Annotated in this window: 20 protein-coding genes; 10 read left to right on the top strand and 10 right to left on the bottom strand. The window is 69.9% G+C overall.

Going from position 1 to position 26,559, the window contains the following annotated elements; all coding sequences use genetic code 11:
- The first annotated feature begins 181 nt into the window (after positions 1–181).
- From ACOQFL_RS10280 to ACOQFL_RS10270, 3 genes are all read left to right on the top strand, one after another.
- The gene (locus ACOQFL_RS10280) at positions 182–4,105 is read left to right on the top strand and encodes an ABC transporter ATP-binding protein (protein WP_435543899.1); all 3,924 of its coding nucleotides are present in this window, start codon (positions 182–184) and stop codon (positions 4,103–4,105) included.
- Positions 4,106–4,210: 105 nt separating this feature from the next.
- Complete coding sequence (locus ACOQFL_RS10275; protein WP_435543898.1) at positions 4,211–4,921, top strand: hypothetical protein; 711 nt, start codon at positions 4,211–4,213, stop codon at positions 4,919–4,921.
- A gap of 492 nt (positions 4,922–5,413) precedes the next feature.
- The gene (locus ACOQFL_RS10270; RefSeq protein WP_435543897.1) at positions 5,414–9,232 is read left to right on the top strand and encodes a multifunctional oxoglutarate decarboxylase/oxoglutarate dehydrogenase thiamine pyrophosphate-binding subunit/dihydrolipoyllysine-residue succinyltransferase subunit; all 3,819 of its coding nucleotides are present in this window, start codon (positions 5,414–5,416) and stop codon (positions 9,230–9,232) included.
- A gap of 348 nt (positions 9,233–9,580) precedes the next feature.
- Here the strand turns inward: ACOQFL_RS10270 and ACOQFL_RS10265 are convergent, their stop codons facing one another.
- Entirely contained in the window at positions 9,581–10,024 is a 444-nt protein-coding gene (locus ACOQFL_RS10265; protein ID WP_435543896.1) for a type II toxin-antitoxin system VapC family toxin, read from the bottom strand.
- Positions 10,021–10,308, bottom strand: coding sequence for a FitA-like ribbon-helix-helix domain-containing protein (locus ACOQFL_RS10260; RefSeq protein WP_435543895.1), 288 nt, complete (start codon positions 10,306–10,308; stop codon positions 10,021–10,023). Before ACOQFL_RS10260 ends, ACOQFL_RS10265 begins: the two co-directional genes overlap by 4 nt.
- A gap of 262 nt (positions 10,309–10,570) precedes the next feature.
- Here ACOQFL_RS10260 and ACOQFL_RS10255 point away from each other — a divergent pair, with 262 nt between their 5' ends.
- The 6 genes from ACOQFL_RS10255 to ACOQFL_RS10230 all read left to right on the top strand — a co-directional run bounded on the left by ACOQFL_RS10255 (position 10,571) and on the right by ACOQFL_RS10230 (position 16,616).
- Positions 10,571–10,786 carry a DUF6104 family protein gene (locus tag ACOQFL_RS10255; RefSeq protein ID WP_435543894.1) on the top strand — a complete coding sequence of 72 codons (216 nt, stop codon included), beginning with the start codon at positions 10,571–10,573 and terminating at the stop codon, positions 10,784–10,786.
- Between the two features lie 288 nt (positions 10,787–11,074).
- Positions 11,075–12,106 carry an L-threonine 3-dehydrogenase gene (gene tdh, locus ACOQFL_RS10250; RefSeq protein ID WP_435543893.1) on the top strand — a complete coding sequence of 344 codons (1,032 nt, stop codon included), beginning with the start codon at positions 11,075–11,077 and terminating at the stop codon, positions 12,104–12,106.
- A 3-nt stretch (positions 12,107–12,109) separates the two neighbouring features.
- Positions 12,110–13,312, top strand: a complete 1,203-nt coding sequence (locus ACOQFL_RS10245; protein ID WP_435543892.1) for a glycine C-acetyltransferase — start codon at positions 12,110–12,112, stop codon at positions 13,310–13,312.
- Positions 13,309–14,208: a LysR family transcriptional regulator gene (locus ACOQFL_RS10240; protein ID WP_435543891.1), complete on the top strand. Its 900-nt coding sequence runs from the start codon at positions 13,309–13,311 to the stop codon at positions 14,206–14,208. Before ACOQFL_RS10245 ends, ACOQFL_RS10240 begins: the two co-directional genes overlap by 4 nt.
- Before the next feature lie 335 nt (positions 14,209–14,543).
- On the top strand, positions 14,544–15,017 hold the full coding sequence (locus ACOQFL_RS10235; protein ID WP_435543890.1) for an Asp23/Gls24 family envelope stress response protein: 474 nt from the start codon (positions 14,544–14,546) through the stop codon (positions 15,015–15,017).
- Positions 15,018–15,152: 135 nt separating this feature from the next.
- Positions 15,153–16,616 (top strand): aldehyde dehydrogenase family protein, encoded by a 1,464-nt coding sequence (locus ACOQFL_RS10230; RefSeq protein ID WP_435543889.1) that lies wholly within the window; start codon positions 15,153–15,155, stop codon positions 16,614–16,616.
- A 183-nt stretch (positions 16,617–16,799) separates the two neighbouring features.
- On the opposite strand, the gene hutI is transcribed toward ACOQFL_RS10230, so the two are convergent.
- The 5 genes from hutI to hutH all read right to left on the bottom strand — a co-directional run bounded on the left by hutI (position 16,800) and on the right by hutH (position 23,954).
- The gene (hutI, locus tag ACOQFL_RS10225) at positions 16,800–17,960 is read right to left on the bottom strand and encodes an imidazolonepropionase (RefSeq protein ID WP_435543888.1); all 1,161 of its coding nucleotides are present in this window, start codon (positions 17,958–17,960) and stop codon (positions 16,800–16,802) included.
- A 46-nt stretch (positions 17,961–18,006) separates the two neighbouring features.
- Positions 18,007–19,329: a formimidoylglutamate deiminase gene (locus ACOQFL_RS10220; RefSeq protein WP_435544276.1), complete on the bottom strand. Its 1,323-nt coding sequence runs from the start codon at positions 19,327–19,329 to the stop codon at positions 18,007–18,009.
- A gap of 55 nt (positions 19,330–19,384) precedes the next feature.
- Positions 19,385–20,599, bottom strand: coding sequence for an allantoate amidohydrolase (locus ACOQFL_RS10215; protein ID WP_435543887.1), 1,215 nt, complete (start codon positions 20,597–20,599; stop codon positions 19,385–19,387).
- A 95-nt stretch (positions 20,600–20,694) separates the two neighbouring features.
- Positions 20,695–22,350: a urocanate hydratase gene (gene hutU, locus ACOQFL_RS10210; RefSeq protein ID WP_435543886.1), complete on the bottom strand. Its 1,656-nt coding sequence runs from the start codon at positions 22,348–22,350 to the stop codon at positions 20,695–20,697.
- On the bottom strand, positions 22,347–23,954 hold the full coding sequence (gene hutH / locus ACOQFL_RS10205; protein ID WP_435543885.1) for a histidine ammonia-lyase: 1,608 nt from the start codon (positions 23,952–23,954) through the stop codon (positions 22,347–22,349). The genes hutU and hutH overlap by 4 nt, the downstream gene beginning before the upstream one ends.
- A gap of 189 nt (positions 23,955–24,143) precedes the next feature.
- Here hutH and ACOQFL_RS10200 point away from each other — a divergent pair, with 189 nt between their 5' ends.
- On the top strand, positions 24,144–24,971 hold the full coding sequence (locus ACOQFL_RS10200) for an IclR family transcriptional regulator (protein ID WP_435543884.1): 828 nt from the start codon (positions 24,144–24,146) through the stop codon (positions 24,969–24,971).
- A 233-nt stretch (positions 24,972–25,204) separates the two neighbouring features.
- Here ACOQFL_RS10200 and ACOQFL_RS10195 read toward each other — a convergent pair whose 3' ends face one another.
- The 3 genes from ACOQFL_RS10195 to ACOQFL_RS10185 form a co-directional block, all read right to left on the bottom strand.
- A complete protein-coding gene (locus ACOQFL_RS10195; RefSeq protein ID WP_435543883.1) occupies positions 25,205–25,543 on the bottom strand; it encodes a hypothetical protein in 339 nt (112 codons plus the stop codon).
- Positions 25,540–25,881 carry a hypothetical protein gene (locus tag ACOQFL_RS10190; protein ID WP_435543882.1) on the bottom strand — a complete coding sequence of 114 codons (342 nt, stop codon included), beginning with the start codon at positions 25,879–25,881 and terminating at the stop codon, positions 25,540–25,542. The genes ACOQFL_RS10195 and ACOQFL_RS10190 overlap by 4 nt, the downstream gene beginning before the upstream one ends.
- A gap of 185 nt (positions 25,882–26,066) precedes the next feature.
- Positions 26,067–26,429 carry a hypothetical protein gene (locus ACOQFL_RS10185; RefSeq protein WP_435543881.1) on the bottom strand — a complete coding sequence of 121 codons (363 nt, stop codon included), beginning with the start codon at positions 26,427–26,429 and terminating at the stop codon, positions 26,067–26,069.
- Positions 26,430–26,559 lie beyond the last annotated feature (130 nt).

Below are 26,559 nucleotides of genomic sequence, written 5' to 3'. Positions count from 1 at the left end.
GGCCCAACGCCGCAAGGCGCCGACTCACGTGCCGGCTAACCGGCCACCTCGCCAGAGCGACCGGCCCAACAACACAGCGAGAGCCGTGCCGGAGGTTCCGCCGAGTGAGCACCCGCACAACCCGAGCCGAGCACCCGAATCAGGAAAGCGAGGCGTCGGTGTGGGGTCCTAACCTGGCGGGGTGCCCGAATCCGGAGAAGCTCGTGCCGAACCCGGCTGGATCCGCCGCCTGAGCGCCGCCTGCTGGCGGCATCCCGCCGCCGTGCTGCTGTCCATGGGGGCCGCCGTCACGGCGGTCGGTATGGAGGCGGCCGTCCCGGTGCTCACCAAGGTGGCGGTGGACGACGCGGTGGCGGGCAGCACCGAGGGGCTCGGCTGGATCGTCGCGGCGATGCTCGGGCTGGGCCTGTTCCGGTTCGGCGCCGCGTTCGTGCGCCGCTACACCGCGGGCAAGCTCGCCGTGAACGTGCAGCACGACCTGCGCCGCGCCGTGTTCGGCTCGGTGCAGCGCCTCGACGGCGGCAAGCAGGACTCGCTGCGCACCGGCCAGGTGGTCTCGCGCTCGATCAGCGACCTGCAGCTGGTAAACGGGCTGCTGTCCATGCTGCCGATGGCGGCGGGCACGCTGATGCTGGCGGTGTTCTCGCTGGCGGCGATGCTGTGGCTGTCCCCACTGCTGACCGTGATCGCGCTGGTCGTGGGGCCGCTGATCGGGGTGGTGACCGCCCGCAGTCGCAAGAAGCTGTTCCCCGCCACCTGGAGCGCGCAGCAGCGCGCGGCCGATGTGGCAGAGCAGGTCGAGGAAACGATCAGCGGTGTCCGCGTGGTCAAGGGCTTCGGGCAGGAGTCCCGGGAGGTCAGCGGCATGATCGGCCGCGCCCGCAGGTTGTTCGCCGAACGGATGCGGGCGGCGCGGGTCACGGCGCCGCCGACCGCGCACCTCACGGCACTGCCACTGGCGGGCCAGGTCTGCGTGCTGGGGCTGGGCGGTTGGCTCGCGCTGCGGGGCCAGGTCAGCGTGGGCACGTTCATCGCCTTCGCGAGCTATCTGACCATGCTGGCCGCCCCGGCGCGGATGCTGTCCAACGTGCTGATCCAGGCCCAGCACGCCCGCGCGGGGATGGAACGGCTCCACGACGTGATCGACTCGCAGCCGGAGGTCACCGACGCGCCGGACGCGGTGAACCTGCCCGAGGGGCCGCTGCGGGTTGAGCTGGACGCCGTGCGGTTCGGCTACGGCGGCGAACAGCCGGTGCTGCGGGGAACCTCTCTGGAGGTCCGTTCCGGCGAGACGTTGGCCCTGGTGGGCTCGGCGGGTTCGGGCAAGTCCACGATCTCACTGCTGCTGCCCCGGTTCTACGACGTGCACTCCGGCAGCCTCCGCATCGGCCCCGACAGCGGTGACGAGGGCAGCTACGGGGGCAATGACGGGGACGGGGACGAGGCCCTGGACATCCGGGGCGTGCGGTTGGACTCGCTGCGTTCGGCCGTGGGGGTGGTGTTCGAGGAGGCGTTCCTGTTCTCCGACACCGTGCGCGGCAACATCGCCTACGGACACCCGAACGCCTCGGAGGAGGAGATAGTCGCCGCCGCCCGCGCTGCCGAGGCCCACGAGTTCATCACCGAGCTCTCGCAGGGCTACGACACCCTGGTGGGCGAACGCGGCCTCACCCTCTCGGGTGGCCAGCGGCAGCGGATCGCGCTGGCCCGCGCGCTACTGACCGATCCCAGGATCCTGGTGCTGGACGACGCGACCTCGGCGGTGGACCCGAGCACCGAGGCCGCCATTCACGCCACGCTGAGTTCGGTGACCGCCGAGCGGACCACGCTGCTGGTGGCGCACCGTCGGTCCACGCTCGCCCTCGCGGACCGGGTGGCGCTGTTGGACGAGGGCGAGGTCGTCGACATCGGCACCCAGCGGGAGCTGGAACAGCGCTCCGAGCTGTTCCGTGAACTGCTGCCGGACACCTCCGGGACGTCCGAGCGGGCCAGGCACCCGGTGTGCGAACCCGGCGAGGAACCCACCCCGGAGCTGTGGCCGGGTGAGGAGCGCGGCCAACGGCACGGCTACTGGACCGGGACCGCGACGAGCACCGAGAGTTCGTTCGCGGTCGTAGGGGCGGCGAGCCGGAACACGAGCGCGGCGAAACCGGCCGCCGGAGCGGCGAGCGCGGGTACGGGGCGCCCGAAAAGCTCGACCGTGGCAGCGACCCCGCCCAGCGAGGAGCTGAGCACCGCGATCGACCGGCTGCCGCCCGCCGAGGACGAACCCGAGCTCAACGGGACCGATCCCACCGCCCCCGATCCCGGCTTCCGGCTGGCGAAGCTGTTCCGCCCGATCCGGTGGGGCGTGGCGCTGACGGTGCTGCTGGTCGCGGCGACCGCGGCCGTGTCGGTGAGCATGCCGTCGCTGATCCGCTGGGGCGTGGACGGCGGAGTGGGGGCGGGCGACCCCGACGCACTGTTCACCGCCACCGCCGTGGGCGCGGGCTTGGTGCTGATCGGCTGGGTGACCATGCGCTGGCAGACGGTGATCGCCGCGCGCACCGGCGAGACGCTGCTGTACCTGCTGCGGCTGCGCAGCTTCGCCCAGCTGCAGCGGCTGGGGCTGGACTACTACGAACGCGAACGCGCGGGCCGGATCATGACCCGGATGACCACCGATGTGGACGCGCTGTCCTCGTTCCTGCAAACGGGGTTGGCCACGGCGGTGGTCAGCGTGTCCACCATCATCGGCGTGGCGGTGGCGCTGCTGATCACCGACCTCTCGCTGGCGCTGGTGGCGCTGTCGGTGACGCCGCTGCTGGTGGTGGCGACGATCATCTTCCGCAGGGTCTCGTCCACCGCCTACGCCGAGGCCAGGGAACGGGTCAGCACCGTCAACGCCGACATGCAGGAGAACGTCTCCGGGCTGCGCGTCTCGCAGGCCAACCGCGGGGAACAGCTGGCGGCCGAGAAGTTCGCGGCGCGCAGCGACGCGTACCGGCGTTCACGGTTGCGGGCGCAGCGCTACATCGCGACCTACTTCCCGTTCGTGGCGCTGCTGTCCGAGGTGGCGCAGGCGGTGGTGCTCGGCGTCGGAGCGATGCGGGTGGCCCAGGGTGAGCTGACCGCGGGTGTGCTGGCGGCGTTCCTGCTGTATCTGGGGTTGTTCTTCAGCCCGGTGCAGCAGCTGTCCGGGGTGTTCGACGCCTACCAGCAGGCCAGGGTCGGGCTGCGTCGGATCGGGGAGCTGCTGCGTACTCGCACCTCGGTGCCGGAGACCGACCGCCCTGCCACGGTGCCGAGCGAACTCGAAGGCGAGGTGGAGCTGCGCTCGGTGTCGTTCAGTTACCCGGCCACCGACGATCCCGCGCTGTCCGAGGTGTCGCTGCGTGTCACCCCGGGCGAGACGGTGGCCCTGGTGGGCGCCACGGGGGCGGGCAAGTCGACGCTGGTCAAACTGCTGGCGCGGTTCTACGACGTCTCGGGCGGCTGCGTGCTGGTGGACGGGGTGGACGTGCGCGACTACCCGCTGGCCGAGTACCACTCGCACCTGGCCGTGGTGCCGCAGGAGGGGCACCTGTTCGCGGGTGACGTGGCGGACAACATAGCCTACGGCAGCCCGGGAGCCGGTCCGGCCGAGATCGAGCGCGCCGCACGCCGGGTGGGTGCGCTGCCCGGTATAGCGGCGTTGCCGGACGGATTCCGGCAGCACACCGGTGAGGGCGGCAAGTCGTTGTCGGCCGGGCAGCGGCAGCTGGTGGCGCTGGCCCGCGCGGAGCTGGTGGACCCGGACGTCCTGCTGCTGGACGAGGCCACCGCCGCGCTGGATCCGGCGACCGAGGCGATGGTGGCCGCGGCGCACGCCGAGCTGGCCCGGGACCGGACGACGTTCGTGGTGGCGCACCGGCTGGCCACGGCCGCCCGCGCGGATCGGATCGTGGTGCTGGGCGGCGGCAGGATAGTCGAGCAGGGCGAGCACGGGGAGCTGCTGGCCGCGGGCGGGGTCTACGCGCGGCTCTGGGCCAACGGCGGTTCCGCCGACGATTCGGGACAGGCGGTTCCCGGCCCGGCGGGCGAGGTCACGGCCGGGCGTGAGGAGTCGGCTCCGGCCAACCGTTGAGTGGGAGTTCCACGGCCGGGCCGGCGGGAAGTGTTCGCGGATTCAGGGGTGTCTCGGGGGCGTCGCCGGAGTTCCCGGCGCCGGGACCCTGCGAGTTTGACGGGCATGGCCAACCGCGGTTCCCAACGTTCTCGTAATCTGCTCGTCTGGATGCACGTCCTCACGTCAGTGGGCTGGATGAGTCAGGCCCTGGCGTTGGCCGCGCTGCTCACGTTCGGGTTGAGCACCGCCGATCCGGCGGCACGGCTGAGCGCGGTGACGATGGCGGAGGTGCTCGACGAGCACCTGCTGCTGTACATGGCCAACGCCTCGGCGTTCACCGGGTTGATGTTGTCGGCGCTGACACCGTGGGGCTACTTCCGGCACTGGTGGGTGCTCACCAAGTTCGCCATCACGATCGTCCAGTTGTACGCGGGTATCTTCGTCCTCAGCCCGAATCTGCAGGCCGCGGTTCGGGCAGCTGAGCAGGGGCGGGCGCTCCCGACGAGCGTCGCCGTGGGGGCGCTGCTGATGGCTTCGGCCATGGCCTTCCAGACATGGGCCTCGGTGGCGAAACCGTGGGGACGGACACCGTGGACGCGCTCACCCCGCGCTCCGCGCAAGGTTCCTTCCGGCCCGGGATGGCTCTTCCTCGTGGCAACGCTGGTCCCGGTCGCGGAGTACGCGCTGAGTCTCGGGGTGCTCGGCTTCCCGTTCCCGTTCGGCTCGCTGCTGCTGGCGCTCGCCTACCCGATCGCACGGTCCCGACGGCTCCGACGCGACGCGCGAACACACGCCGCCAGAAGCGGTGACCCCGAACCCACGAGGGTCGCCTGAACGGAGTTCGGACCGCGCGCCGGGCACGGCGGAGCCGCGCACCACACGCGCACACCACGCAGCGCCTCCTCCTACGACTCAGCGCCTCCTCCTACGACTCGGAGTAAGCTCGGGTTGTCACCGGGCTTACAAGTACGTGGGGCGCGTTGCTCGGGCACTGCGGAATTTCCCGTGATGTGGTCCGCAAGGCTCAGGATACGGGATTGTTCACTTTTGCGTGAAACCTCACATTCGGGTTCCGTTCCGACATCCCGAACCGCCGGGAAAGCGAGATCACAAAAACCAAAACCCCACATACTACCGGAAATCGTGAAGATCTTCCGCCGGAAAACGCGCCGGAAAAACGGTCGCACTGCCAACCTGATCGATTCGGAACGGCACGGAACTCGATCGGAGTGCACGGGACAGACCCAACCGGACACCCCGGAAGCGTTAGCCTGGGTTGCGAGCGTTGAAAAACCACGAGCAGATGGATCGAGGCGAACGCCAGCCGTGTCCAGCAGCAGCCCTGCGTCACAGTTCGGCCCCAACGAGTGGTTGATCGAGGAAATGTACGAGCAGTACCTCAACGACCCCTCATCGGTGGACTCCGCGTGGCACGAGTTCTTCGCGGACTACCGTCCCTCGGGGCACTCGGCAACCGAGTCCGCCGCTGCGGCGACAGGCGCAACAACAGGCCAGAAGACCGCGACCGCCACCAAGTCCGGTGAGCGAAATGGTCAGGTGCACGACGAGGGTGCCCGTACGACCACGACGAGTCCACCGGCGAGTGAGACGCAGCAGACCGGCACCCGACAGGGTGCGGACGGAGCTCAGCAGCGCACCGCTCCCGGGCAGGCGGGAACGCAGCAGGACGGAGGCGGTCGTTCGGCCACTTCACAACCGTCCGGGTCGCAGCAGTCCGCCAAGCCCTCCCCGCAGGAGGCCGCCAAGGCCGCTCCCGTCAAGGAGGAGTCCGGCGGCGAGGAGACCAAGACGCTGCGCGGGCCGGCCGCGGCGATCGCCAAGAACATGGAGCAGTCGCTGACCGTGCCGACCGCCACCAGCGTGCGCGCGGTCCCGGCGAAACTGCTGTTCGACAACCGCATCGTGATCAACAATCACCTGAAGCGGAACAAGGGCGGCAAGATCTCGTTCACCCACCTGATCGGGTACGCACTCGTTCGGGCGCTGCGGGACTTCCCCGGTATGAACCGCCACTACGGCGAGGACGCCAAGGGCAAGCCCGCCGTGGTGACGCCGGAGCACGTCAATCTCGGGCTGGCCATCGACCTGCCCGGCAAGGACGGTTCCCGCAATCTGGTGGTCGCCTCCATCAAGGCCTGCGAGAACATGAACTTCTACCAGTTCTGGCAGGCCTACGAGGACATCATCCGCAAGGCGCGCAACAACGCGCTCACCGCCGAGGACTTCGCGGGCACCACGATCTCGCTGACCAACCCCGGCCCCAGCGGGACGAACCACTCGGTGCCGCGACTCACCCAGGGCCAGAGCGCCATCATCGGTGTCGGCGCCATGGAGTACCCGGCCGAGTTCCAGGGGGCCAGCGAGAAGGCCCTCACCGAGATGGGCATCAGCAAGATCGTCACGCTGACCTCCACCTACGACCACCGGGTCATCCAGGGCGCGGAGTCCGGCGAGTTCCTGCGCAAGGTGCACCAGCTGCTGCTGGGCGAGGACAACTTCTTCGACGACATCTTCTCCTCGCTGCGCATCCCCTACGAGCCGGTCCGCTGGTCGACCGACATCCCGGAGGGCGCGGTCGACAAGACCGCCCGGGTGCTGGAGCTGATCGACGCCTACCGCACCCGCGGTCACCTGATGGCCGACATCGACCCGCTGAACTACCGGCAGCGGCGCCACGAGGACCTCGACGTCCTCTCACACAGCCTCACGCTGTGGGACCTCGACCGGGAGTTCCCGGTCGGCGGCTTCGCGGGCCAGGAGCACATGTCGCTGCGCGACGTGCTCGGAGTGCTGCGGGACTCCTACTGCCGCACGGTCGGCGTGGAGTACATGCACATTCTCGAACCGGACGAGCGGGAATGGCTGCAGCACCGGGTCGAGAAGCCGCACGAGAAGCCGGACGGGTCCGAGCAGAAGTACATCCTGTCCAAGCTCAACGCCGCCGAGGCGTTCGAGACCTTCCTGCAGACCAAGTACGTGGGCCAGAAGCGGTTCTCGCTGGAGGGCGCCGAGACGGTGGTCCCGCTGCTGGACGCGGTGCTGGACTCCTCGGCGACCTCGGAGCTGGACGAGGTCGTCATCGGCATGCCGCACCGTGGCAGGCTCAACGTGCTGGCCAACATCGTCGGCAAGCCGATCGCGCAGATCTTCCAGGAGTTCGAGGGCAACCTCGACCCGGGCCAGGCGCACGGCTCCGGCGACGTGAAGTACCACCTCGGTGCCGAGGGCAAGTACTTCCGCATGTTCGGCGACGGCGAGACCAAGGTCTCGCTGACCTCCAACCCCTCCCACCTGGAGGCGGTGGACCCGGTACTCGAGGGCATCGTCCGCGCCAAGCAGGACATCCTGGACAAGGGCCAGGAGGGCTTCACCGTGCTGCCGGTGCTGCTGCACGGCGACGCCGCGTTCGCCGGGCAGGGCGTGGTCGCCGAGACGCTGAACCTGTCGCTGCTGCGCGGCTACCGCACCGGCGGCACCGTGCACGTCATCATCAACAACCAGGTCGGCTACACCACCACCCCCGAGTCGGGGCGGTCGAGCAAGTACTCCACCGACGTGGCGAAGATGACCGGCTCGCCGGTGTTCCACGTCAACGGCGACGACCCAGAGGCGTGCGTGTGGGTCGCCAAGCTGGCCGTGGAGTACCGCAACACCTTCGGCAAGGACGTGGTCATCGACATGGTGTGCTACCGCCGCCGCGGGCACAACGAGGGTGACGACCCGTCGATGACGCAGCCGGAGATGTACGACGCGATCGACAAGATGCGCAGCGTCCGCAAGACCTACACCGAGTCGCTGATCGGACGCGGCGACATCACGGTCGACGAGGCGGAGAAGGCGCTCAAGGACTACGCCAACCAGCTGGAGCACGTGTTCAACGAGGTGCGCGAGCTGGAGAACCACCCGCCCGAGCCGAGCCCCTCGGTCGAGTCGGAGCAGCAGATCCCGGCCAAGCTGGAAACCGGCATCTCCGAGGACGAGCTCCGCCGGATCGCCGACGCGCAGATCGACCTGCCGGAGGGCTTCACCCCGCACTCGCGCGTGAAGCCGGTGCTGGAACGGCGCGCCAAGATGGGCAAGGAAGGCGGCATCGACTGGGCGTTCGGCGAGCTGCTGGCGCTGGGGTCGCTGACCACCTCCGGCTACCCGGTGCGGCTGACCGGGCAGGACACCAGGCGCGGGACGTTCGGCCAACGGCACGCGGTGGTCATCGACCGCAAGAGCGGCGCGGAGTACACCCCGCTGCAGCACCTCTCCTCCGAGCAGGCCAAGTTCCTGACCTACGACTCGGCGCTGTCCGAGTTCGCGGCGGTGGGCTTCGAGTACGGCTACTCGGTGGCGAACCAGGACGCCGTGGTGCTGTGGGAGGCGCAGTTCGGCGACTTCTTCAACGGCGCCCAGTCGATCATCGACGAGTTCATCTCCTCGGGCGAGGCCAAGTGGGGCCAGCGCTCCGACGTGGTGATGCTGCTGCCGCACGGCCACGAGGGACAGGGCCCGGACCACAGCTCGGCCCGCATCGAGCGGTGGCTGCAGCTGTGCGCCGAGGGCTCGATGACGGTGTCGATGCCCTCCACACCCGCGAACTACTTCCACCTGCTGCGCAGGCACGCGATGGACGGTATCGACCGGCCGCTGGTGGTGTTCACGCCGAAGTCGATGCTGCGGCTCAAGGAGGCCACCAGCCCGATCGAGCACTTCACCAACGGCAAGTTCGCCTCGGTGATCGACGACCCGACCGAGCCGGACCCGTCCGGGGTTCGCAAGCTCGTGCTGTGCACCGGCAAGCTGTACTACGAGCTGGCGGCCGAACAGGCCAAGCGGGAGGAGAAGGACACGGCCGTGGTCCGGCTGGAGCAGCTCTACCCGCTGCCGCACCGCAAGCTCGGCAGGCTGCTGGAGCGCTACCCCAACGTCGAGGAGATCCGCTGGACCCAGGAGGAGCCGCGCAACCAGGGTGCGTGGCCGTTCCTCGGTCTCGCGTTGCCGCGCGAGTTCGGCCCCGAGTTCGCCAGCAGGCTCAAGGTCGTCGGACGCCGTCCGATGGCCGCCCCGGCCACGGGGTTGAAGAAGGTGCACGACGTGGAGCAGGCGGAGGTCATCACCAACGCCTTCGCCGACTGACCGGGCGTTCCCGGTCGGGTTTCTCGGCTGGTCGCTTGGCGGAACCTCTCGCACGGCTCTCGCTGCGGGGAGGCCCGACATCGGGTAGTTACTACACAATGTCGGGCCTTCCTCGCGAGAGCCGCACGGGAGAACCCGCTGCGGTGCCGACTGCACAGGTGGGGAACGAGCGGCGGTGCCGGTTGCGGGCGTGGTAGGAGTGCGGCTCGCGCGCCGAAGGGCCAGAGCGGCCGGTTTCGTGGCAGGTTTACACGGGCCGTCGATTCGTACGCGGATCGGCGGCCCGTTTTCCGTTCGCGCGAACGAGCGAAGTCCGCAGCCACGGAGCTGAGGAAGGAACAGTGCTGTTCAGCGGACGAAGAGTCCATTCTCGGCCGCGACAGCGGCCTGCCTGGTGTCGCGCGTGACCAGCACGAGATCGTCGCCCGCGGCCAGCGGAGCGGCCTGTTCGAGAGCCGCCGCGAGATGTATCGCATCCAACGTGCGGATCGCGTGGCCGCTCACCAGTTCCCTGGCTCTGGGCAATAGCAGGGCCGAGTTCAGCCGCAGCGGAGTTATGGTTCCTTCCTCGCCGCAGTCCCGGTCGAAGCGGTCGATCACGTGCGAGGCGATCTCGACACGATTGCCGCGCTGGGCGGCGGAGACGGCGGAAGCGAATTCGACCCTGGTCAACTCGCTGGTGACCACAGGGAGCTCGCCTTCCAGCAGCAGCTCCCGGAACTCGGCGTGCTCGGCCTCGTCGGCGAGGTAGGCACGTATGAGACTGCTGGTATCGGCGTACAGCAGGGTCACCAATCCCCCCGATCGGCTTCCAGCGCCTCGCTTGCGCTCCGACCGAGACCCCGGGTCGCCGCCTCCAGTTCGTCCAGGCTCAACACATTGTCGGGCGGCTGAACTTCCGCCAGCAGGCCGGAAGCACGAGCCCGCCGGCGTACCGTCCGATGGCGGGCTGGCCCGTCCACGACTTGCGAGAGCGCCTCCGTGACCAGCTCGTTCATACTGCGGTTCTCGTTGGCCGCTTTCGCTTTCAGTCGCCCGTGCAGCTCGTCGTCTATCCGCGTTATCAGCTGCCGCATGCAATCATGATAGCAAAAAAGAAAGGCTTGATAGCACGAATCCCGAGACGATATGCCGGGCACTCGTTCTGGTCAGCGGCCCGCTTTCGTCCCCGGTACCGCACACCGGCAGGGCCGCTCACTCGTAGGGTGGGGCGGGGCTTCCCACTTCCGGCGGAATCCGCGCGGAACCCGAGCGCCCCGTGGGGCCGAACCACCTCGGGTTGCCTACGCTGCCGGGGAACCCCGAATTCGGGAACGCGAAGCGGTTAGGAGAGACGACGTGTATTTCACCGATCGTGGTCTCGAGGAGCTGGAGGAACAGCGCGGCGACGAGCGGGTGAACCTGGCCTGGCTCGCCGACCGGATGCGCGCCTTCGTCGAGACGAACCCGGAGTTCGAGGACACGGTTGACCGGCTGGCCACCTTCCTCGCCAGGGACGAGGGCGACGAGGCGGACTCCGAGGAGGAAGAGGTCAGCGAGGCGGTGGAAAGCTGATCCGGGCGAATCCCGCTCCGCCCACCCGCCGCCCGATCAGAAGAGACCGCTGCCCTGCTCCCGCGTCGGACGATCCGACGTAGAGCCGGTATCCGGCACCGAATCGCGGTTCAGGCGCTGTACAGCCTCGCTTATCAGCCTGTGCGGAAAGTCCTGCTGGACCGCCGCCGAACACGGGGAGACAATCCGGTTCGGCGATCCCGATGCGCTCACCGGTGCTTCGGCGGTAGACCGCGGCAAACCACGGGCCAACAGCCCCGCCGGATCGCCAGCGGATATGGAGGAACCGTGCGAGCACTGGTGAAACCCACCGCCGGGCCGGGACTCGAAATGAGCGAGGTCCCCGACCCGAGGCCGGGTGCGCGGGACGTCGTCCTGAGGGTGCTGCGTACCGGCATCTGCGGGACCGACCTGCACATCGACGGTTGGGACGACTGGGCCGCCGCGAACATCACCCCGCCGCTGATCGCGGGCCACGAGTTCGTGGGCGAGGTCGTCGAGATCGGTGCCGGTGTGCGCCAGGTGGCGGTCGGCGACCTGGTCAGCGGTGAAGGGCACGTGGTGTGCGGCCGGTGCCGCAACTGCCTGGCGGGCAGGCGCCACCTGTGCGCCGACACCAAGGGCCTGGGCGTGCACTACGACGGCGCCTTCGCCGAGTACGCCGTGCTGCCCGAGTCGAACTGCTGGGTGCACAACCAGCACATCGACCACGACGTGGCCGCGATCTTCGACCCGTTCGGCAACGCCGTGCACACGGCGCTGACCTTCCCCGTTGTGGGCGAGGACGTGCTCATCACCGGCGCGGGCCCCATCGGGCTGATGGCCGCGAGCGTGGCCCGGCACGCGGGCGCCCGGCACATCGTGATCACCGACGCCAGCGAGTACCGGCTGGATCTGGCGCGTCGGATCGGCGTCGACCTCGCCATGAACATCGCCGAGCACGACGTAGCCGAGGTGCAGGAACGGCTGGACATGACCGAGGGCTTCGACGTCGGCATGGAGATGAGCGGGCAGCCCGTCGCGCTGCGCGACATGATCGCGAACATGGCACACGGCGGCCACATCGCCATGCTCGGCCTGCCATCCGAGGGATTCGGGATCGACTGGAGCTCCGTGGTGCTGAAGATGCTGACCATCAAGGGCATCTACGGCAGGGAGATGTTCGAGACCTGGTACTCGATGTCGGTGCTGCTGGAATCGGGGTTGGACCTCAATCCGGTGATCACGCACCGGTTCGCCAGCGGCGACTTTCAGAAAGCCTTCGACACTGCCCGACAGGGCCAGTGCGGCAAGATCATCCTGGATTGGACGGTGGAGTAGCCGATGTTCGGCAAAGCTGCCGAGGAACTGCGTGGCAGGCTGGACGAGATCCGGTCGGCCGGGCTGTACAAGCGGGAACGCGTCCTCGAAACGCCGCAGCGGGCGCGCGTGGGAGTCGACTCGGAAGCGGACAGCGGCGAGGTGCTCAACCTCTGCGCCAACAACTATCTCGGGCTGGCCGATCATCCGAAGCTGATCGAGGCCGCCAAGAACTCCCTGGACCAGTGGGGACTGGGGATGGCCTCGGTGCGGTTCATCTGCGGCACCCAGGCCCCGCACAAGGAGTTGGAGCGGCGGCTGTCCGACTTTCTGGGCACCGGCGACACCATCCTGTACAGCTCGTGCTTCGACGCCAACACCGGGCTGTTCGAGAGCCTGCTGGACGAACAGGACGTGATCATCTCCGACGAGCTCAACCACGCGAGCATCATCGACGGTGTCCGGCTGTGCAAGGCGCGGCGCGCGCGCTACGGCAACCGGAACACCGCCGACCTGGAACGCAAGCTGGTCGAGCACGCCGACGCGCGCTACCGGCTGATCGTCACCGACGGCGTGTTCTCCATGGACGGCTACCTGGCCCCGCTGGACGAGATCTGTGAACTGGCCGAGCGCCACGACGCGATGGTCATGGTCGACGACTCGCACGCGGTTGGCTTCCTCGGGCCCAACGGCGCCGGAACCCCCGAACTGTTCGGCGTCACCGACCGGGTGGACATCGTCACCGGCACGCTCGGCAAGGCGTTGGGCGGCGCCAGCGGCGGCTACGTGGCGGCGTGGCCGGAGATCGTTGAGCTGCTGCGGCAGCGCTCCCGGCCCTACCTGTTCTCCAACTCGCTGGCCCCGCCGATCGTGGCCTCCGCGCTGGCCGCGCTGGACCTGGTGGCTTCGGAGCCGGGCATGCGGGAGCAGCTGCGCTCCAACAGCGAGCTGTTCCGCCGCAGGATGACCGAGGCGGGTTTCGACCTGCTCCCCGGGGAGCACCCGATCATCCCGGTGATGATCGGCGACGCCGCCGAGGCCAGCCGGATGGCGGATCTGCTGCTGGAGGAGGGCGTCTACGTGATCGGGTTCTCCTATCCGGTCGTGCCGCACGGCAAGGCGCGCATCCGCACCCAGATGTCCGCGGCGTTGACCTCGGAGGACGTGGAGAACGCCGTCACGGCGTTCATCCGTGCCCGGGAGAAGGCGGGTAAGCTGGCCGGGTGATTGACCCGCGTCGACTGACCGTGCTGCGCGCACTGGCCGACCACGGCACGGTGCGCGCGGCGGCTGAGACGCTGTATCTCACCCCGTCCGCGGTCTCGCAGCAACTCACCGCACTGGAGCAGGAGGCCGGCCAGGCGCTGCTGAGCCGCCGGGGCAGACGGGTCGAGCTGACCGCGGCCGGGGAGCTGCTCGCCGAGCACGCGAAGGCCGTACTGGCCGAGGTGGAACGTGCCGAGGCCAGCATGGCGGCCTGCGCCACGGGCACCGTCGGGCGCGTCGAGGTGGCCTCGTTCGCCTCGGCCATCACTCGAGTGGTGGCGCCGTCCATCACCGCGCTGCGCGCCACCGCGCCCGGGGTGACGGTGCTGGTGCGCGACGCCGAGGCGCACAACAGCCTGCTCATGCTGCTCGCGGGCGAAACCGATATCGCGATCTCGATGGAGTACGGTGCGACCGTCCGGCCCGACGAGGACCGGCTCACCAGGTATCCGCTCTACGCCGAACCGTTCGACGCGGTGCTGCCCCCACACCATCCGCTCTGCGAACGGGACAGCTTGACGGTGCCCGAACTCGGCGAGTCCGACTGGATCGCGCCGCTGCCGGGAAACCCCTGCCGTGAGGTGGCGCAGACCTGTTTCGCCGACGCGGGATTCGCTCCCCCCATCACCCACACCTCGGACGACTTCCACGCTGTGGTGGCCCTGGTGGCCGCGGGGACCGGAATGGCGCTGGTGCCGCGCGGCGCCGTCCCGACCGAGCACGGCGCCGAGGTGCGGCCGTTGCGCGACCGGGTTCCCACCAGGCGGGTCTTCGCGGCCGTACGACGCGGCAGGGAGGAGCACCCGCTGCTACGGCGAGTGCTGGACTCACTTCTCACCTGCTCCGAAGAGCTCTGACCGGATTTCGTCATCCCGGTCTCCGTAGGTGTTCGCTTGACGGGAATTTCGCGAGAAATTGACGCGGCCGGAGCCACATCGCTCCATCGGAGCGACGATTTCGCGAGAAATTGACGCCGCCCCGAAGTCGAGCGGCGGTGCTGACTGCTGGAGCGGTGAGGTTCGGGGAGGGGGTTCGGGTATTCCGCGCGGGGCGGTTCGGCGCTGTCGGAGCGTGAGATGCGGCATACTCGCGGGACACCCACGGGAACGGGTCCGTCCGACGATCGGCGGTGGACGCACGGCGGCCGACGGCGAGCAGCCGCGAATCACGCCGGGTTCGAAAGGAAAGGCACATGGCACAGCAGGAGAGCGAGCGGGGCGACAACGAGTCCTCCGAGTCCCGGCAGCCCGTCCGGGTGGCCACTTCGGCCGATTCCTCGGGAGGCAGGACCAGCATCGCCGCCACGGTGGTGCAGAAGATCGCGTCGATCGCGGCACGCGAGATCTCCGGGGTGCACGCGATGGGAGGCGGCGTTTCCCGCGCCTTCGGCGCACTGCGGGAACGCATCCCCGGCGGCAGTGGCACCTCGACCTTCTCGGGTGTGCGGGTCGAGGTCGGCGAGAAGCAGACGGCGGTGGATCTGGACGTGGTGGTGGAGTACGGCCTGTCCATCGTGGAGCTGACCAGGAGTGTGCGGCGGAACGTGATCGAGTCCGTGGAGCGCATGACCGGGCTGGAGGTCATCGAGGTCAACATCGACGTCAACGACGTCCACCTGCCCTCCGAGGAAGGGGAGGCGGAACCGGCGTCCTCCCGGGTCGAGTGAGTCGCGCACCTCGCTGAGCACGGCCGGAGCGCGCACACCGTGCTGCGAATGGGGAGCGATACCGCCTCCGAGTATGCACGCGGGTGCCCACCGGTGGTGTGATGAGGTGGAAGGATTCGACGAAAGCGAGCGGCAATGGCGCCTGTGGAACGACAGCTGATCATCGGGGGTGGCTTCCGGGAAGCGGCCGACGGTCGAAGGACGACCGACAACGACCCCCGGACGGGCGAGGTGTTCGCCACCGTCGCGGCGGCCTCGGTATCCGACGTCACCGAGGCGGTCGATGCCGCCGCGGCCGCGTTCGACGAGTGGTCGCGCACCGGACCGCTGCGACGTAGGGAGATCCTGCTGCGGGCCGCGGATCTGCTGGGGCAGTACACCGAACAGGCCGTCGAGCTGATGGCTGGTGAGGTCGGCGGCACCCGGCCGTGGGCGATGTTCAACGTCGAGCTGGCCGCCGACATCCTCCGCGAGGCCGCCGCTTCCACCACCGGACCGCGTGGCGAGGTGCTCACCTCCTCCGATCCCGACGAGTGGAGTTTCGCGCTGCGGCAGCCCGCCGGGGTGGTCGCCGCCTTCGCGCCGTGGAACGCACCGCTGATCCTCGGCACCCGCTCGTTCGCCACCGCACTGGCCATGGGCAACACGGTGGTGCTCAAACCGAGCGAACAGGCTCCGCTGGCGGCCGGTCTCTGGCTGGCCGGGATCCTGCGGGAGGCCGGACTGCCGGACGGCGTGCTCAACGTGGTCACCAACGACAGTGCGGACGGCGCCGAGATCGGCAACGCCCTGATCGCCGACCGGAGGGTCCGGAGGGTCAACTTCACCGGATCCACCGAGGTCGGGCGTTCCATCGGGATCGAGGCCGCCCGCCACCTCAAGCCCGCCGTGCTGGAACTGGGCGGCAAGAACTCGGTGCTGGTGCTCGACGACGCCGACCTGGACTACGCGGTGGACGCGGTGGCATTCGGCGCGTTCATGAACGCGGGCCAGATCTGTATGTCGGCCGACCGGGTGCTGGTTCCCGAGACGATGCGCGCGGAGTTCGGCGAACGCCTGGGCAAGAAGGTAGCCGGGCTTCCCTGCGGCGACCCCCGGGATCCGGACACCGTGATCGGCCCGGTGATCGACGAATCGGCCGCGCAGCGGATCGCCTCGCTGGTCGACGACGCCCTGGCACAGGGGGCCGTGGCGCACTGCGGCGGGCAACCGCCGGAGGGGGCGATGTACCGACCGACCGTACTGAGCGAGGTCACACCGGAACAGCGGATCCACTCGGAGGAGATCTTCGGTCCGGTCACCACGGTGCTCGGCTACGAGTCCGTCGAGGAGGCGATCGGGATCGTCAACGACACGCCGTACGGGCTGACCGGTGGTGTGATCACCGCCGACACCCGAAAAGGATGGGAGATCGCGCGGCGGGTCGAGACCGGCATCTTCCACATCAACGACCAGTCGGTCGGCGACCAGCCGCAGGCACCGTTCGGCGGGGTCAAGGACTCCGGTTTCGGCCACTTCGGCGGGCGCAGCGGCGTCGAGGCGTTCACCGACACCCGCTGGGTGACCTTCCGGGAGCGGCAGGCGCGGTACCCGTTCTGAGAACTCATTGGAGTTTTCCGATCGGGTTCTCGGGTGGATCGCTCGGCGGAACCTCTCGCACGGCTCTCGCTGCGGAAGGCCCGACATCGGGTAGCGGCGACCGGGAGGACGCTACGAAGTTCGCCAGCGCGTCAAAACGAATCGTTGACCTCCCCGCCCCGAGGTCGAGTGGTGCGTCCCCGCTCAGCGCGCCGGTCGTCCGGCCCGCCACACCCGGTGCGTCAGCGGAACACCGGGCCGGTAGGCCAGCCAGGACGCGGCGGGCGCGGCCAGGGCGTGCACATCGGCGCGGGCGCCGGGCCGCAGCACACCGAGAGCGCCCTCACCGGTGTCGCGACGCAACGCCCGGGCGCCTCCCCTCGTGGCCGCGTACACCGCCTCGGACACGGTCATCCGCAGTTGCAGCACCGCCGTGGCGACGCAGAACGCCATGGACGAGGTGTAGGACGAGCCGGGGTTGCAGTTGGTGGCCAGCGCCACCGTGGCCCCGGCGTCGAGCAGCTCCCTGGCGAGCGGCAAGGACTGCCGCGTGGACAGGTCGCAGGCGGGCAGCAGGGTCGCCACCGTGTCCGAGCCGGCGAGCGCGGCGATGTCGGCACCGGTGAGGTGCGTGCAGTGGTCCACACTGGCCGCTCCCAGCTCCACCGCCAGCGCCACACCCGGGCCCGGTTCCAGCTGGTTGCCGTGCACGCGCAGCCCCAGACCGCGTTGCCGAGCGGCCAGCAGCACGCGACGGGACTGCTCGGCGTCGAACGCGCCGCGTTCGCAGAACACGTCGCACCAGGAAACGTGCTCGGCGACCGCGTCGAGCATCGGCCCGCACACCAGGTCCAAGTAGTCCTCGACGTTCCGTTCGGGAGGGACGAGGTGGGCACCGAGGTAGGTGACCTCGTCCACCTCGGCCGCCGCGATGCGGGCGGCGCGCAGCTCGTCCTCGACGGTCAGGCCGTAGCCGGTCTTGGTCTCCAGCGAGGTCGTGCCCTGCGCGACGGCCTCGGCGATGTGGGCGCGCAGGTTCGCCGCGAGCCGCTCGTCGTCAGCCGCGCGGGTGGCGCGCACGGTTTCGGCGATCCCACCCGCGGTGTAGGGCTGTCCGGCCATGCGGGCGGTGAACTCGGCGGTGCGATCACCCGCGAAGACCAGGTGGGTGTGACTGTCCACCCACCCCGGTAGCACGGCACGGCCCTCGAGATCGACCCGGTTGTCGGCCAGCGGCGCGCGCCCGGCCGCACCGACCCAGGCAACGCGGTCCCCTTCGAGTACCAGGGCCGCGTCGGTCGGCGTTCCCAGTTCCTCGTCGTTGGTGGTCAGCTCGGAGATGCCGGTGATAAGGGTGGACGTCATCGATCTTCCTCGCCACGTGGGTGGACTCGCGCGGAAACCTCGCCGCTCACGAATCCTCGACCAATTCCCGAATGCTCTCGCGCAGCGTGCCCGCCACGTCCGGCACGAGCTGGTGGACGCCCTCGCGGACCACCCGCCTGCCGTCGACGACCACATCGGTCACGTCCCCCGCCGTGGCCGCGGTGACGGCGGCACGCGGCGGCACCCCCGCCATTCGTGGGCTGTCCAGGTCCAGGGTGACCAGATCCGCGAGGGCGCCGAGCTCGATGCTGCCCGCGTCGGGACGGCCCAGCGCGCGGTGTCCGGTTCCGGTGGCCATCATCGTGAGCTCGTCCGGGGAGAAGTGGCCGCGCACCTCACTGCGCAGCCGCATCCCGGACTCGACGGCCCTTGCCTCGGCGAACGGATCTATCACCGAGTGCCCGTCACTGCCCAGCGACAGCGGACAGCCCGCCACCGAGAGCTCGTCCGCGGGACCCGTCCCGTCGGCCAGGTCCGCCTCGGTCGTGGGGCACAGGCACACCCCGGTACCGCTGCGTCCCAGCCTGGCGATGTCGCCCGCCGCCGGGTGCGTGGCGTGCACCGCCGTGGTGGCGGTTCGGAGCATCCCCTGCTCCTCCAACAACTGGGTGGGGGTGCGGCCGTGCACCGCGAGGCAGGCGTCGTTCTCCGCGCGCTGCTCGGACAGGTGGACGTGCAGCGGCACCCCGCGGGTGCGGGCGAACTCGCGCACCACCGGCATGGCGGCCTTCGGCACGGCCCGCACCGAGTGCAGCGCCGCGCCGAGGATCACCCCGTCGTGCCGACCGTCGAAATCATGCAACCGCTGGGCCCACGCGTCCGCGGTCTCGTCGGAGAACCTGGTCTGCACCCCTTCGGCCGGAGGGCCGAAACCACTGCTGAGGTAGCAGGTGTCCAGCAGGGTCAACCTGATCCCGGCCTCGCGGGCCGCCGCCACCAGGGCGGCGCTCATCGCGTTGGGATCGTCGTAGCGCTGCCTGCCCGGCGCGTGGTGCAGGTAGTGGAACTCACCCACGGCGGTGAATCCCGCCAGCACCATCTCCGCGTAGACCCCCAGGGCCAGCCGGTAGTAGGTGTCCGGATCCAGCCGCTCTGCCACGCGGTACATGCGGTCGCGCCAGGTCCAGAACGTGCCGCGTTGATCCGCCTCCCTGCCGCGCAGCGCGCGGTGGAAGGCGTGCGAGTGCACGTTGGCGGCACCGGGCAGGGTCAGGCCGCGCAGTCGTGGGGTGTCCGGCGGTGGTTCGACCGCCGGGGTGACCCCGGTGATCCGCGCACCGTCGGTCTCGATCAGCACGTCACGGCCGGGGCCGTCCCGCAGCCAGGCCCACTCGCACCAGTAGGACATCCGTTCGGGCAGCTCCTCTCGTGTCACGGGCACCGCGGTTCCTCGAGTCGGGCGGTCATCGGCTCCACCGCCGCAGCACCGTCGCGAGCGCTTCGGCACCCGCGTCGCAGTCGGCAGGTTCGGCGTACTCCTCCGGAGCGTGACTGACACCGGTGGGGTTGCGCACGAACAACATGCCGGTGGGCATCCGCGCGGCGAGCACCCCGGCGTCGTGCCCGGCGCCGGTGGGCAGCTCCGGCGCGTCCAACATGGTGGTGAGCTCGTCGCGCAGCGGGCCGTCGAAGGACACCGTGTCCGAATAGGACTCCTCGGTCAGCCGCACCGAGCACCCTTCCTCGGCCGCCAACACGCCCGCACGGCGGTGGAGTTCGTCGACCATGCCCCTGGTGTCCGCGTCGGTGTGGGCACGGGCGTCCAACCAGACGTCGACCGAGGCGGCGATCACGTTGGTCCCCGAGGGCACCGGTTGGATGCGTCCGACCGTGGCTCTGGCGTCGTCGTAGCCCGCGGCGACGCGACGGGCTTCGGCGACCAGCAGCGAGGCGGGCAACATCGGGTCCCTGCGGTCGCCCAGTGGGGTGGCTCCGGCGTGGTTGCCCTGCCCGGTGAACCGGAACCGCCACCTGCCGTGGGCGAGCATCGTCGAGGCAACCCCGACGGGGTGCCCTCGGTGTACCAGCCCCCTGCCCTGTTCCACGTGCAGCTCCAGGAACCGGGACACCCGGGCCAGGTTGGACTCGTCCGGTCCGGTGCGGTCCGGGTTCTTCCCGGCGGCGCGCATCGCCTCGGCCAGTGTGGTTCCCGAGGCGTCACGTAGCCCGAGCACCCGCTCCGGCGCCACCGTTCCGGCCGCCAGCCTGGAGCCCAGGCAGGGCAGCCCGAAACGCCCGCCCTCCTCCTCGGCGAAGACCACCAGGGCCAGCGGACGCCCGGGACGGAATCCCTCGGCACGCAACCGGTCCACAGCGGAAAGGGCGCTGACCACGCCCAACGGCCCGTCGAACTCGCCGCCGCCGGGGACGGAGTCGAGATGACTGCCGGTCGCGACGGCCCCGTCGCCGGGACCGGCCACTCCGGGTCCGGACCACCAGGCCCAGAGGTTGCCGTTGCCATCGGGCACCACCTCCAGCCCTCGGCGGGCGGCCTGTTCGACGAACCACTCGCGCAGCTCGTGCTCCGGGGAGTCGAAGACGTGGCGGGAGTACCCGCCACGGCCGCGGTCCCTGCCTATGCGTTCTATGTCGGCGAGCAGTTCACTCGGCGTGGACACCGTTCCCTCCGTTCACTCGCTGTCAGAGCTTCCCGCTCTCCGGTGGCCGTGGCCGGCTCCGTTCCCCGCGCGGCGATTTCGCGAGAAATTGACGCTCAGCTCGGACGTGGGATTCGGACACCGCGTTCCTCGGCCACCTCCCGCGCCCGGTCGTAGCCCGCGTCGACGTGGCGCATCACCCCGGTACCGGGATCGTTGGTCAGCACCCGACGCAGCTTGCGCTCGGCCAGCTCACTGCCGTCGGCCACGATCACCTGGCCCGCGTGCAGCGACTTGCCGATACCGACACCACCCCCGTTGTGCACGGACACCCAGGTCGCACCGGACGCCGTGTTGACGAGGGCGTTGAGCAGCGGCCAGTCCGCGACCGCGTCGGAACCGTCGGCCATCGCCTCGGTCTCGCGGTAGGGCGAGGCCACCGAACCGGTGTCCAGGTGGTCCCTGCCCAGCACCACCGGGGCACGCAGCTCACCGGAGGCGACCATCTCGTTGAACCGCACGCCCGCCTGTTCGCGCTGCCCGTAGCCGAGCCAGCAGATGCGCGCGGGCAACCCCTGGAACGAGACCCGCTCGCCCGCCATCCGGATCCAGCGGGCAAGGTGCTCGTCCTCCCCGAACAGCTCCAGGATCGCCCGGTCGGTGGCGGCGATGTCGGCCGGATCACCGGACAGCGCGGCCCACCGGAACGGCCCCTTGCCCTCGCAGAACTGCGGCCGGATGTAGGCGGGCACGAAACCCGGATAGTCGAAGGCCCGCCCGTAACCGGCGGTGCGGGCCTCACCGCGCAGCGAGTTGCCGTAGTCGAACACCTCGGCACCGGAGTCGTGGAAGCCGACCATCGCCTCGACGTGCTTGGCCATGGACTCCCTGGCACGCGCGGTGAACTCCTCCGGGGAGCGGGCCGCGTAATCGGCCCATTCCCCGGTGGAAACCCCGAGGGGCAGGTAGGACAGCGGGTCGTGCGCCGAGGTCTGGTCGGTGACGATGTCCGCCTCGACACCGCGCCGCAGCAGTTCCGGCAGCACCTCGGCCGCGTTGCCGATCACCGCCACCGAGCGGGGTTCGCGGCGTTTCCTGGCCGACTCGGCGCGTTCGAGCGCGTCGTCGATCCCCTCGGCGACCTCGTCCAGATAACCGTGTCCGACGCGGCGGTGCGCCCGCTCCGCGTCACATTCAATCACCAGCGCCACGCCCTCGTTCATGGTCACCGCGAGCGGCTGGGCACCACCCATCCCACCCAGTCCGGCGGTGACGGTGAGGGTTCCGGCCAGTGTCCCGCCGAAGCGTTTCGCGGCCACCGCCCCGAACGTCTCGTAGGTGCCCTGCAGGATCCCCTGGGTACCGATGTAGATCCAGGAACCGGCGGTCATCTGGCCGTACATGGTCAGGCCCAGCGAATCGAGCCTGCGGAACTCCGGCCAGTTCGACCAGTCCCCGACCAGGTTCGCGTTGGCGATCAGCACCCGAGGAGCCCACTCGTGGGTGCGCAGCACCCCGACCGGCTTGCCCGACTGCACCAGCAGGGTCTCGTCCTCGGAGAGCTCGGTCAGCTCGCGCACGATCGCGTCGTAACTGGCCCAGTCCCGGGCGGCCTTGCCGGTGCCGCCGTAGACGACCAGGTCGTCCGGCCGTTCGGCCACCTCGGGGTCCAGGTTGTTGCGCAGCATGCGCAGCGGTGCTTCGGTGCTCCAGCTCCGCGCGGTCAGTTCGGTGCCGCGCGGGGCGCGCACGGTACGGCTCGCGGTTGTCACGTGTGGCCTCCGAGTACGGGATCGACGTGCTCGGCCGCCGCCCGGTGGACCTCGCCGGAGGCGAGCAGCTGTTCGGCGGCCAGGATCTGGGGGGCGACGTGCTCGTCCGGTCCCGGACCGGACACGTGGGTACGCAGCAGGTCACGCACCGCGCCCGTGGCGGGGGCCGGTCGCAGCGGCGCGCGCAGGTCGAGCGCGCGGGCGGCGGTCAGCAGCTCTACGGCCAGCACCTTGCGCAGCCCGGACACGGCGGTGCGCAGCTTGCGGGCTGCTGACCAGCCCATGGAGACGTGGTCCTCCTGCATCGCGCTGGTCGGGATGGAGTCGACCGAGGCGGGGTTCGCCGCGCGCTTGAGGTCGGTGACCACCCCCGCCTGGGTGTAGTGAGCGATCATGTAGCCCGAGTCCACCCCGGGGTCGTCCGCGAGGAAGGCGGGCAGGCCCTGCGATCTGGCGACGTCGAGCATCCGGTCGGTGCGGCGCTCGGCGATGCCCGCGACGTCGGCCAGCGGTATGGCGAGGAAGTCGAGCACGTGCGCGAGCGGCGCGCCGTGGAAGTTGCCGTTGGACTCCACGCGCCCGTCGTCGAGCACCACCGGGTTGTCGATCGCGGCGGCGAGCTCGCGTTCGGCGACGGTGGCGGCGTGCCCGATCGTGTCGCGCGCGGAGCCGTGCACCTGGGGTGAGCAGCGCATCGAGTAGGCGTCCTGCACCCTGGTGCAGTCGGGGCCGCGGTGACTGGCCACCACCGGGGACTCGGCGAGCAGCGCGCGCATCCGCGCCGCGGAGTGGGCCTGCCCCGGGTGCGGGCGCAGCGCCTGCAGATCCTCGGCGAACGCGCGGTCGGTGCCCAGCAGCGCCTCGACGCTCATCGCGGCGGTGATGTCGGCGATGTCGACCAGTTCGGCCAGGTCGCGCAGGGCCAGCACCAGCATCCCCAGCATGCCGTCGGTGCCGTTGGTCAGTGCGAGGCCTTCCTTCTCGGCCAGCGTGACCGGCCGAATACCCGCCTCCGGCAGTGCCTCGGCGGCGGGTCTGCGCGCTCCGACCGCGTCGAACACCTCGCCCTCGCCGGTCAGTGCCAGGGCCACGGCGGCCAGCGGCGCGAGATCACCGGAACAACCCAGCGAACCGTACTCGTGGACCACCGGGACGATGCCGGAGTTGAGCAGTTCGGCCAGCGCGTGCGCGGTCTCGGGGCGCACCCCGGTGCGCCCGGTGGCCACGGTGTGCAGCCGCAGCAGCATCAGCGCGCGCACCACCTCCGGCTCCACCGGATCGCCCGCCCCGGCTGCGTGGGAACGCACGAACGACGCCTGCAGCGCGGCTCTGCGCTCGGGCGGGATGTGGCGGATCGCCAGCGCGCCGAACCCGGTGGAGACCCCGTAGGTGGGCTGCTCGGCAGCGGCGAGGGTGTCGATGTGCTTGCGGGTGTCGCCGATGCCCTGCTCGGCCGATTCGGAGAGCCGCACGCTCGCCCGTCCCCGGGCCACCGCCATCACCTGTTCGACGGTGAGTGGTTCCGGCCCGACCTCGGTGGGCGCGGTGTCGGAATGCCCCGGGAGCGGATGCTGGGTGGGCGGATGCTCGACGTTGTACCGCATGGGTCCATCCCATCGCGGTGCGCGCCTGCCGGAAAGCCGGGATACGGTGTTTGTGTCTGGGATTTCAGACACCAACCGTTCCGGACGGACGCACCGGAACGGGGCATCGCTCGCCCGGGTGAGGGTCGGCGGGTCCGGTCCGGCGGGCTTGGTTCAGCTGGCCGGGCCGTCGTGTTCGAGGGAGGACTCTTGGGATCCAGCAGTGACGTGCCCGCGCTGCGACGCGGGCTCGCGGTGTTGCGAGTGCTGGCCGCACGTCCCGGGCCGGTGTCGGCGGCGGTGATCGCGCGGGAGCTGGAGTTGCCCCGCTCCACGACTTACCACCTGTTGGCGGAGCTGACCGAGTCCGGTTTCGTTACCCACCTGCCTGAGGAGCGGCGCTACGGCCTGGGGGTGGCGAGTTTCGAACTGGGTTCGGCCTATCTGCGGCACGAGCCGCTGGAACGGCTGGCCGGGCCGTTGCTGCGGGATCTGGTGGACCGGGTGGGTTACAACGCCCACCTCGGTGTGCTGCACGGCAACGAACTGCTTTACCTGATCAAGGAACGGCCGTCACGCCCGCAGACGCTGGTCACCGATGTGGGAGTGCGGCTTCCCGCGCAGTTGACCGCCTCGGGCAGGGCGATGCTGGCGCACCTGCCGCGCAACCAGGTCCGGGCGCTGTTCCCCCGCCAGGACAGTTTCGTGCTGCGCACCGAGCGGGGACCGGGCGACCTTCCGGAACTGCGGCGGCTGCTCACGCGGGAGCACCGGATGGGCTGGTCGGTGGAGGACGGGCAGATAACCGAGGGATTCGCCTCGGTGGCCTGCGCGGCGTTCGACCACGGCGGTCGGCCCACCGCCGCCATCAGCGTCACCATGCGGCACCACTGCGAGCCGGTCGAGACGGCCGCGACGAAGAGCGGGCGAGCCCGCGCACCGTGCGGGGAGAACTGGCCGGAGCTGGCCCGGCTGGTGCGGGCGACAGCCGACGAGCTGACCAACCGGATAGGTGGACGGAGCGGCCGAGGAGATTGAGCCGCGACCCGACAACGGTCGCTGCGAGTATCGGTCGGCACCGGGCGTGGTAGCTGGAGGTGTTCACGGGCCGTGGTCACCGGCCGCGTCCGAGCGGAACGGCGAGGGCATCACCGAGCTGCTGCGCGGCATCGGGGCGGCTCGACGCAGCGCCAGGCGACCTAACCGTCCGGCCGAAGGAACGGGGGGCCTCTCGGCGGGAGGCCGCAGGCACTCCGGAACTCGGCAGCGCACTACCTCCGGTCCTCGGCGAACCGGGACCTCGGCGGAGGAGGTGGACCGTACCGGTTGCGGTGCAGGATCAACAGCGCGAAGTAGCCGATTATGCCCAGGATGGCGAGAAAAGCGAGCGCCTTCGACTCCTGGCCCGGCAGCATCAGGTTGGCACCGTTCAGCGAGATCATCAGCCCGAGCAGCACCTGGTCGCGGCCGGCCGCGCGACTCGCGGGCGTACCGCGATTCCAGGGACGTACCGCTATCCTGCCGCTCCAGCCAAGGGTCCCGAGCAGCACGGCCGCGGCACTGCCGACGAATCCGACCGACAGGGAAACGAGCAGGAACCAGTCCATCATCCCGCCAATCGTTTCGAGGAGTACCGCTCTCCCGGTTGTGGCCGGGGACCGTACTTCCTGCGGTGCAGCACCGACAAAACGAAGAACCCGGCGATCGCCACGAGCGCGACGACGGTCAGCAGATCCGAGCCGATGCCCGACAACCGCACCGCGGCAGCGTTCGCCCCGATCATCAGACCGAACAGAATCACGTTGCGGCCACCGTCCCGGTTCGCCCGCGTCTCCCGCTCCCAGGAGCCCGCCGTGACCCGACCCGCCCAGGCGAGCGCACCACCGGCCACTAGCACGAGGCCACCGAGCAGCTGGATCACGAGTAACGCGGTATCGAAGGAGTCCATGACTCCGGGGTACCAGAGAACGAGCGCCACCGTGCCCGCGTCACGAAATCTCCACGACGGACTCACCCGGGCAGGCGAAAAATCCCCCGTCGGAAAGTCCCACAGGAGCGCGCCGGAAGCCAGGCATCGTTACCACCCGGCAGGCCCACGGGTGAGCACGGGGCCGACTCGCAGGAACCGAACCGTCACCCCGTGAGGCGCTTACCCGCCAGCCGCTTCGCGGCGTAGGGCGACTCCGAACCGGGCTGCGGTCGGGGACCGTACTTCCTGCGGTGCAGGATCGACAGGGCGGCGAACCCGGCCATGACCACGAAGGCGACCACGGTCAGCGGAGCCGAAGCAGGATAGGGCACCGCTGCCGCGATCCCGTTAGTCCCGATCAGCAGGCCGAGCAACATCTGATTCCGGCCGCCCTCCCGGTTCGCCCGGGTCCAACGCGCCCAGGAACTGGCGGAGACCTTACCCGCCCAGCCGAGCGCGCCGTAAACCATCATCGTCGTACCGCCGAGCGGTGCGATCACCAGCAACATGACATCGGACAGGTCCATGCCTCCGCGATACCAAACATCGGGCCCCGGTGTCCGTCGCGTTGCGAAATCTCCACGGCGAACTCACCCGAATACTCGAAAGTCCCGCTTCCGCACAGCATTCCGAACGCACCGCGCTCCGAGCACGGAA

Origin of the sequence: Actinopolyspora sabaoui, from assembly GCF_051225635.1 — a bacterium.
Classification (GTDB): Bacteria; Actinomycetota; Actinomycetes; order Mycobacteriales; family Pseudonocardiaceae; genus Actinopolyspora.
This window is presented reverse-complemented; position numbering and strand designations above follow the sequence as displayed.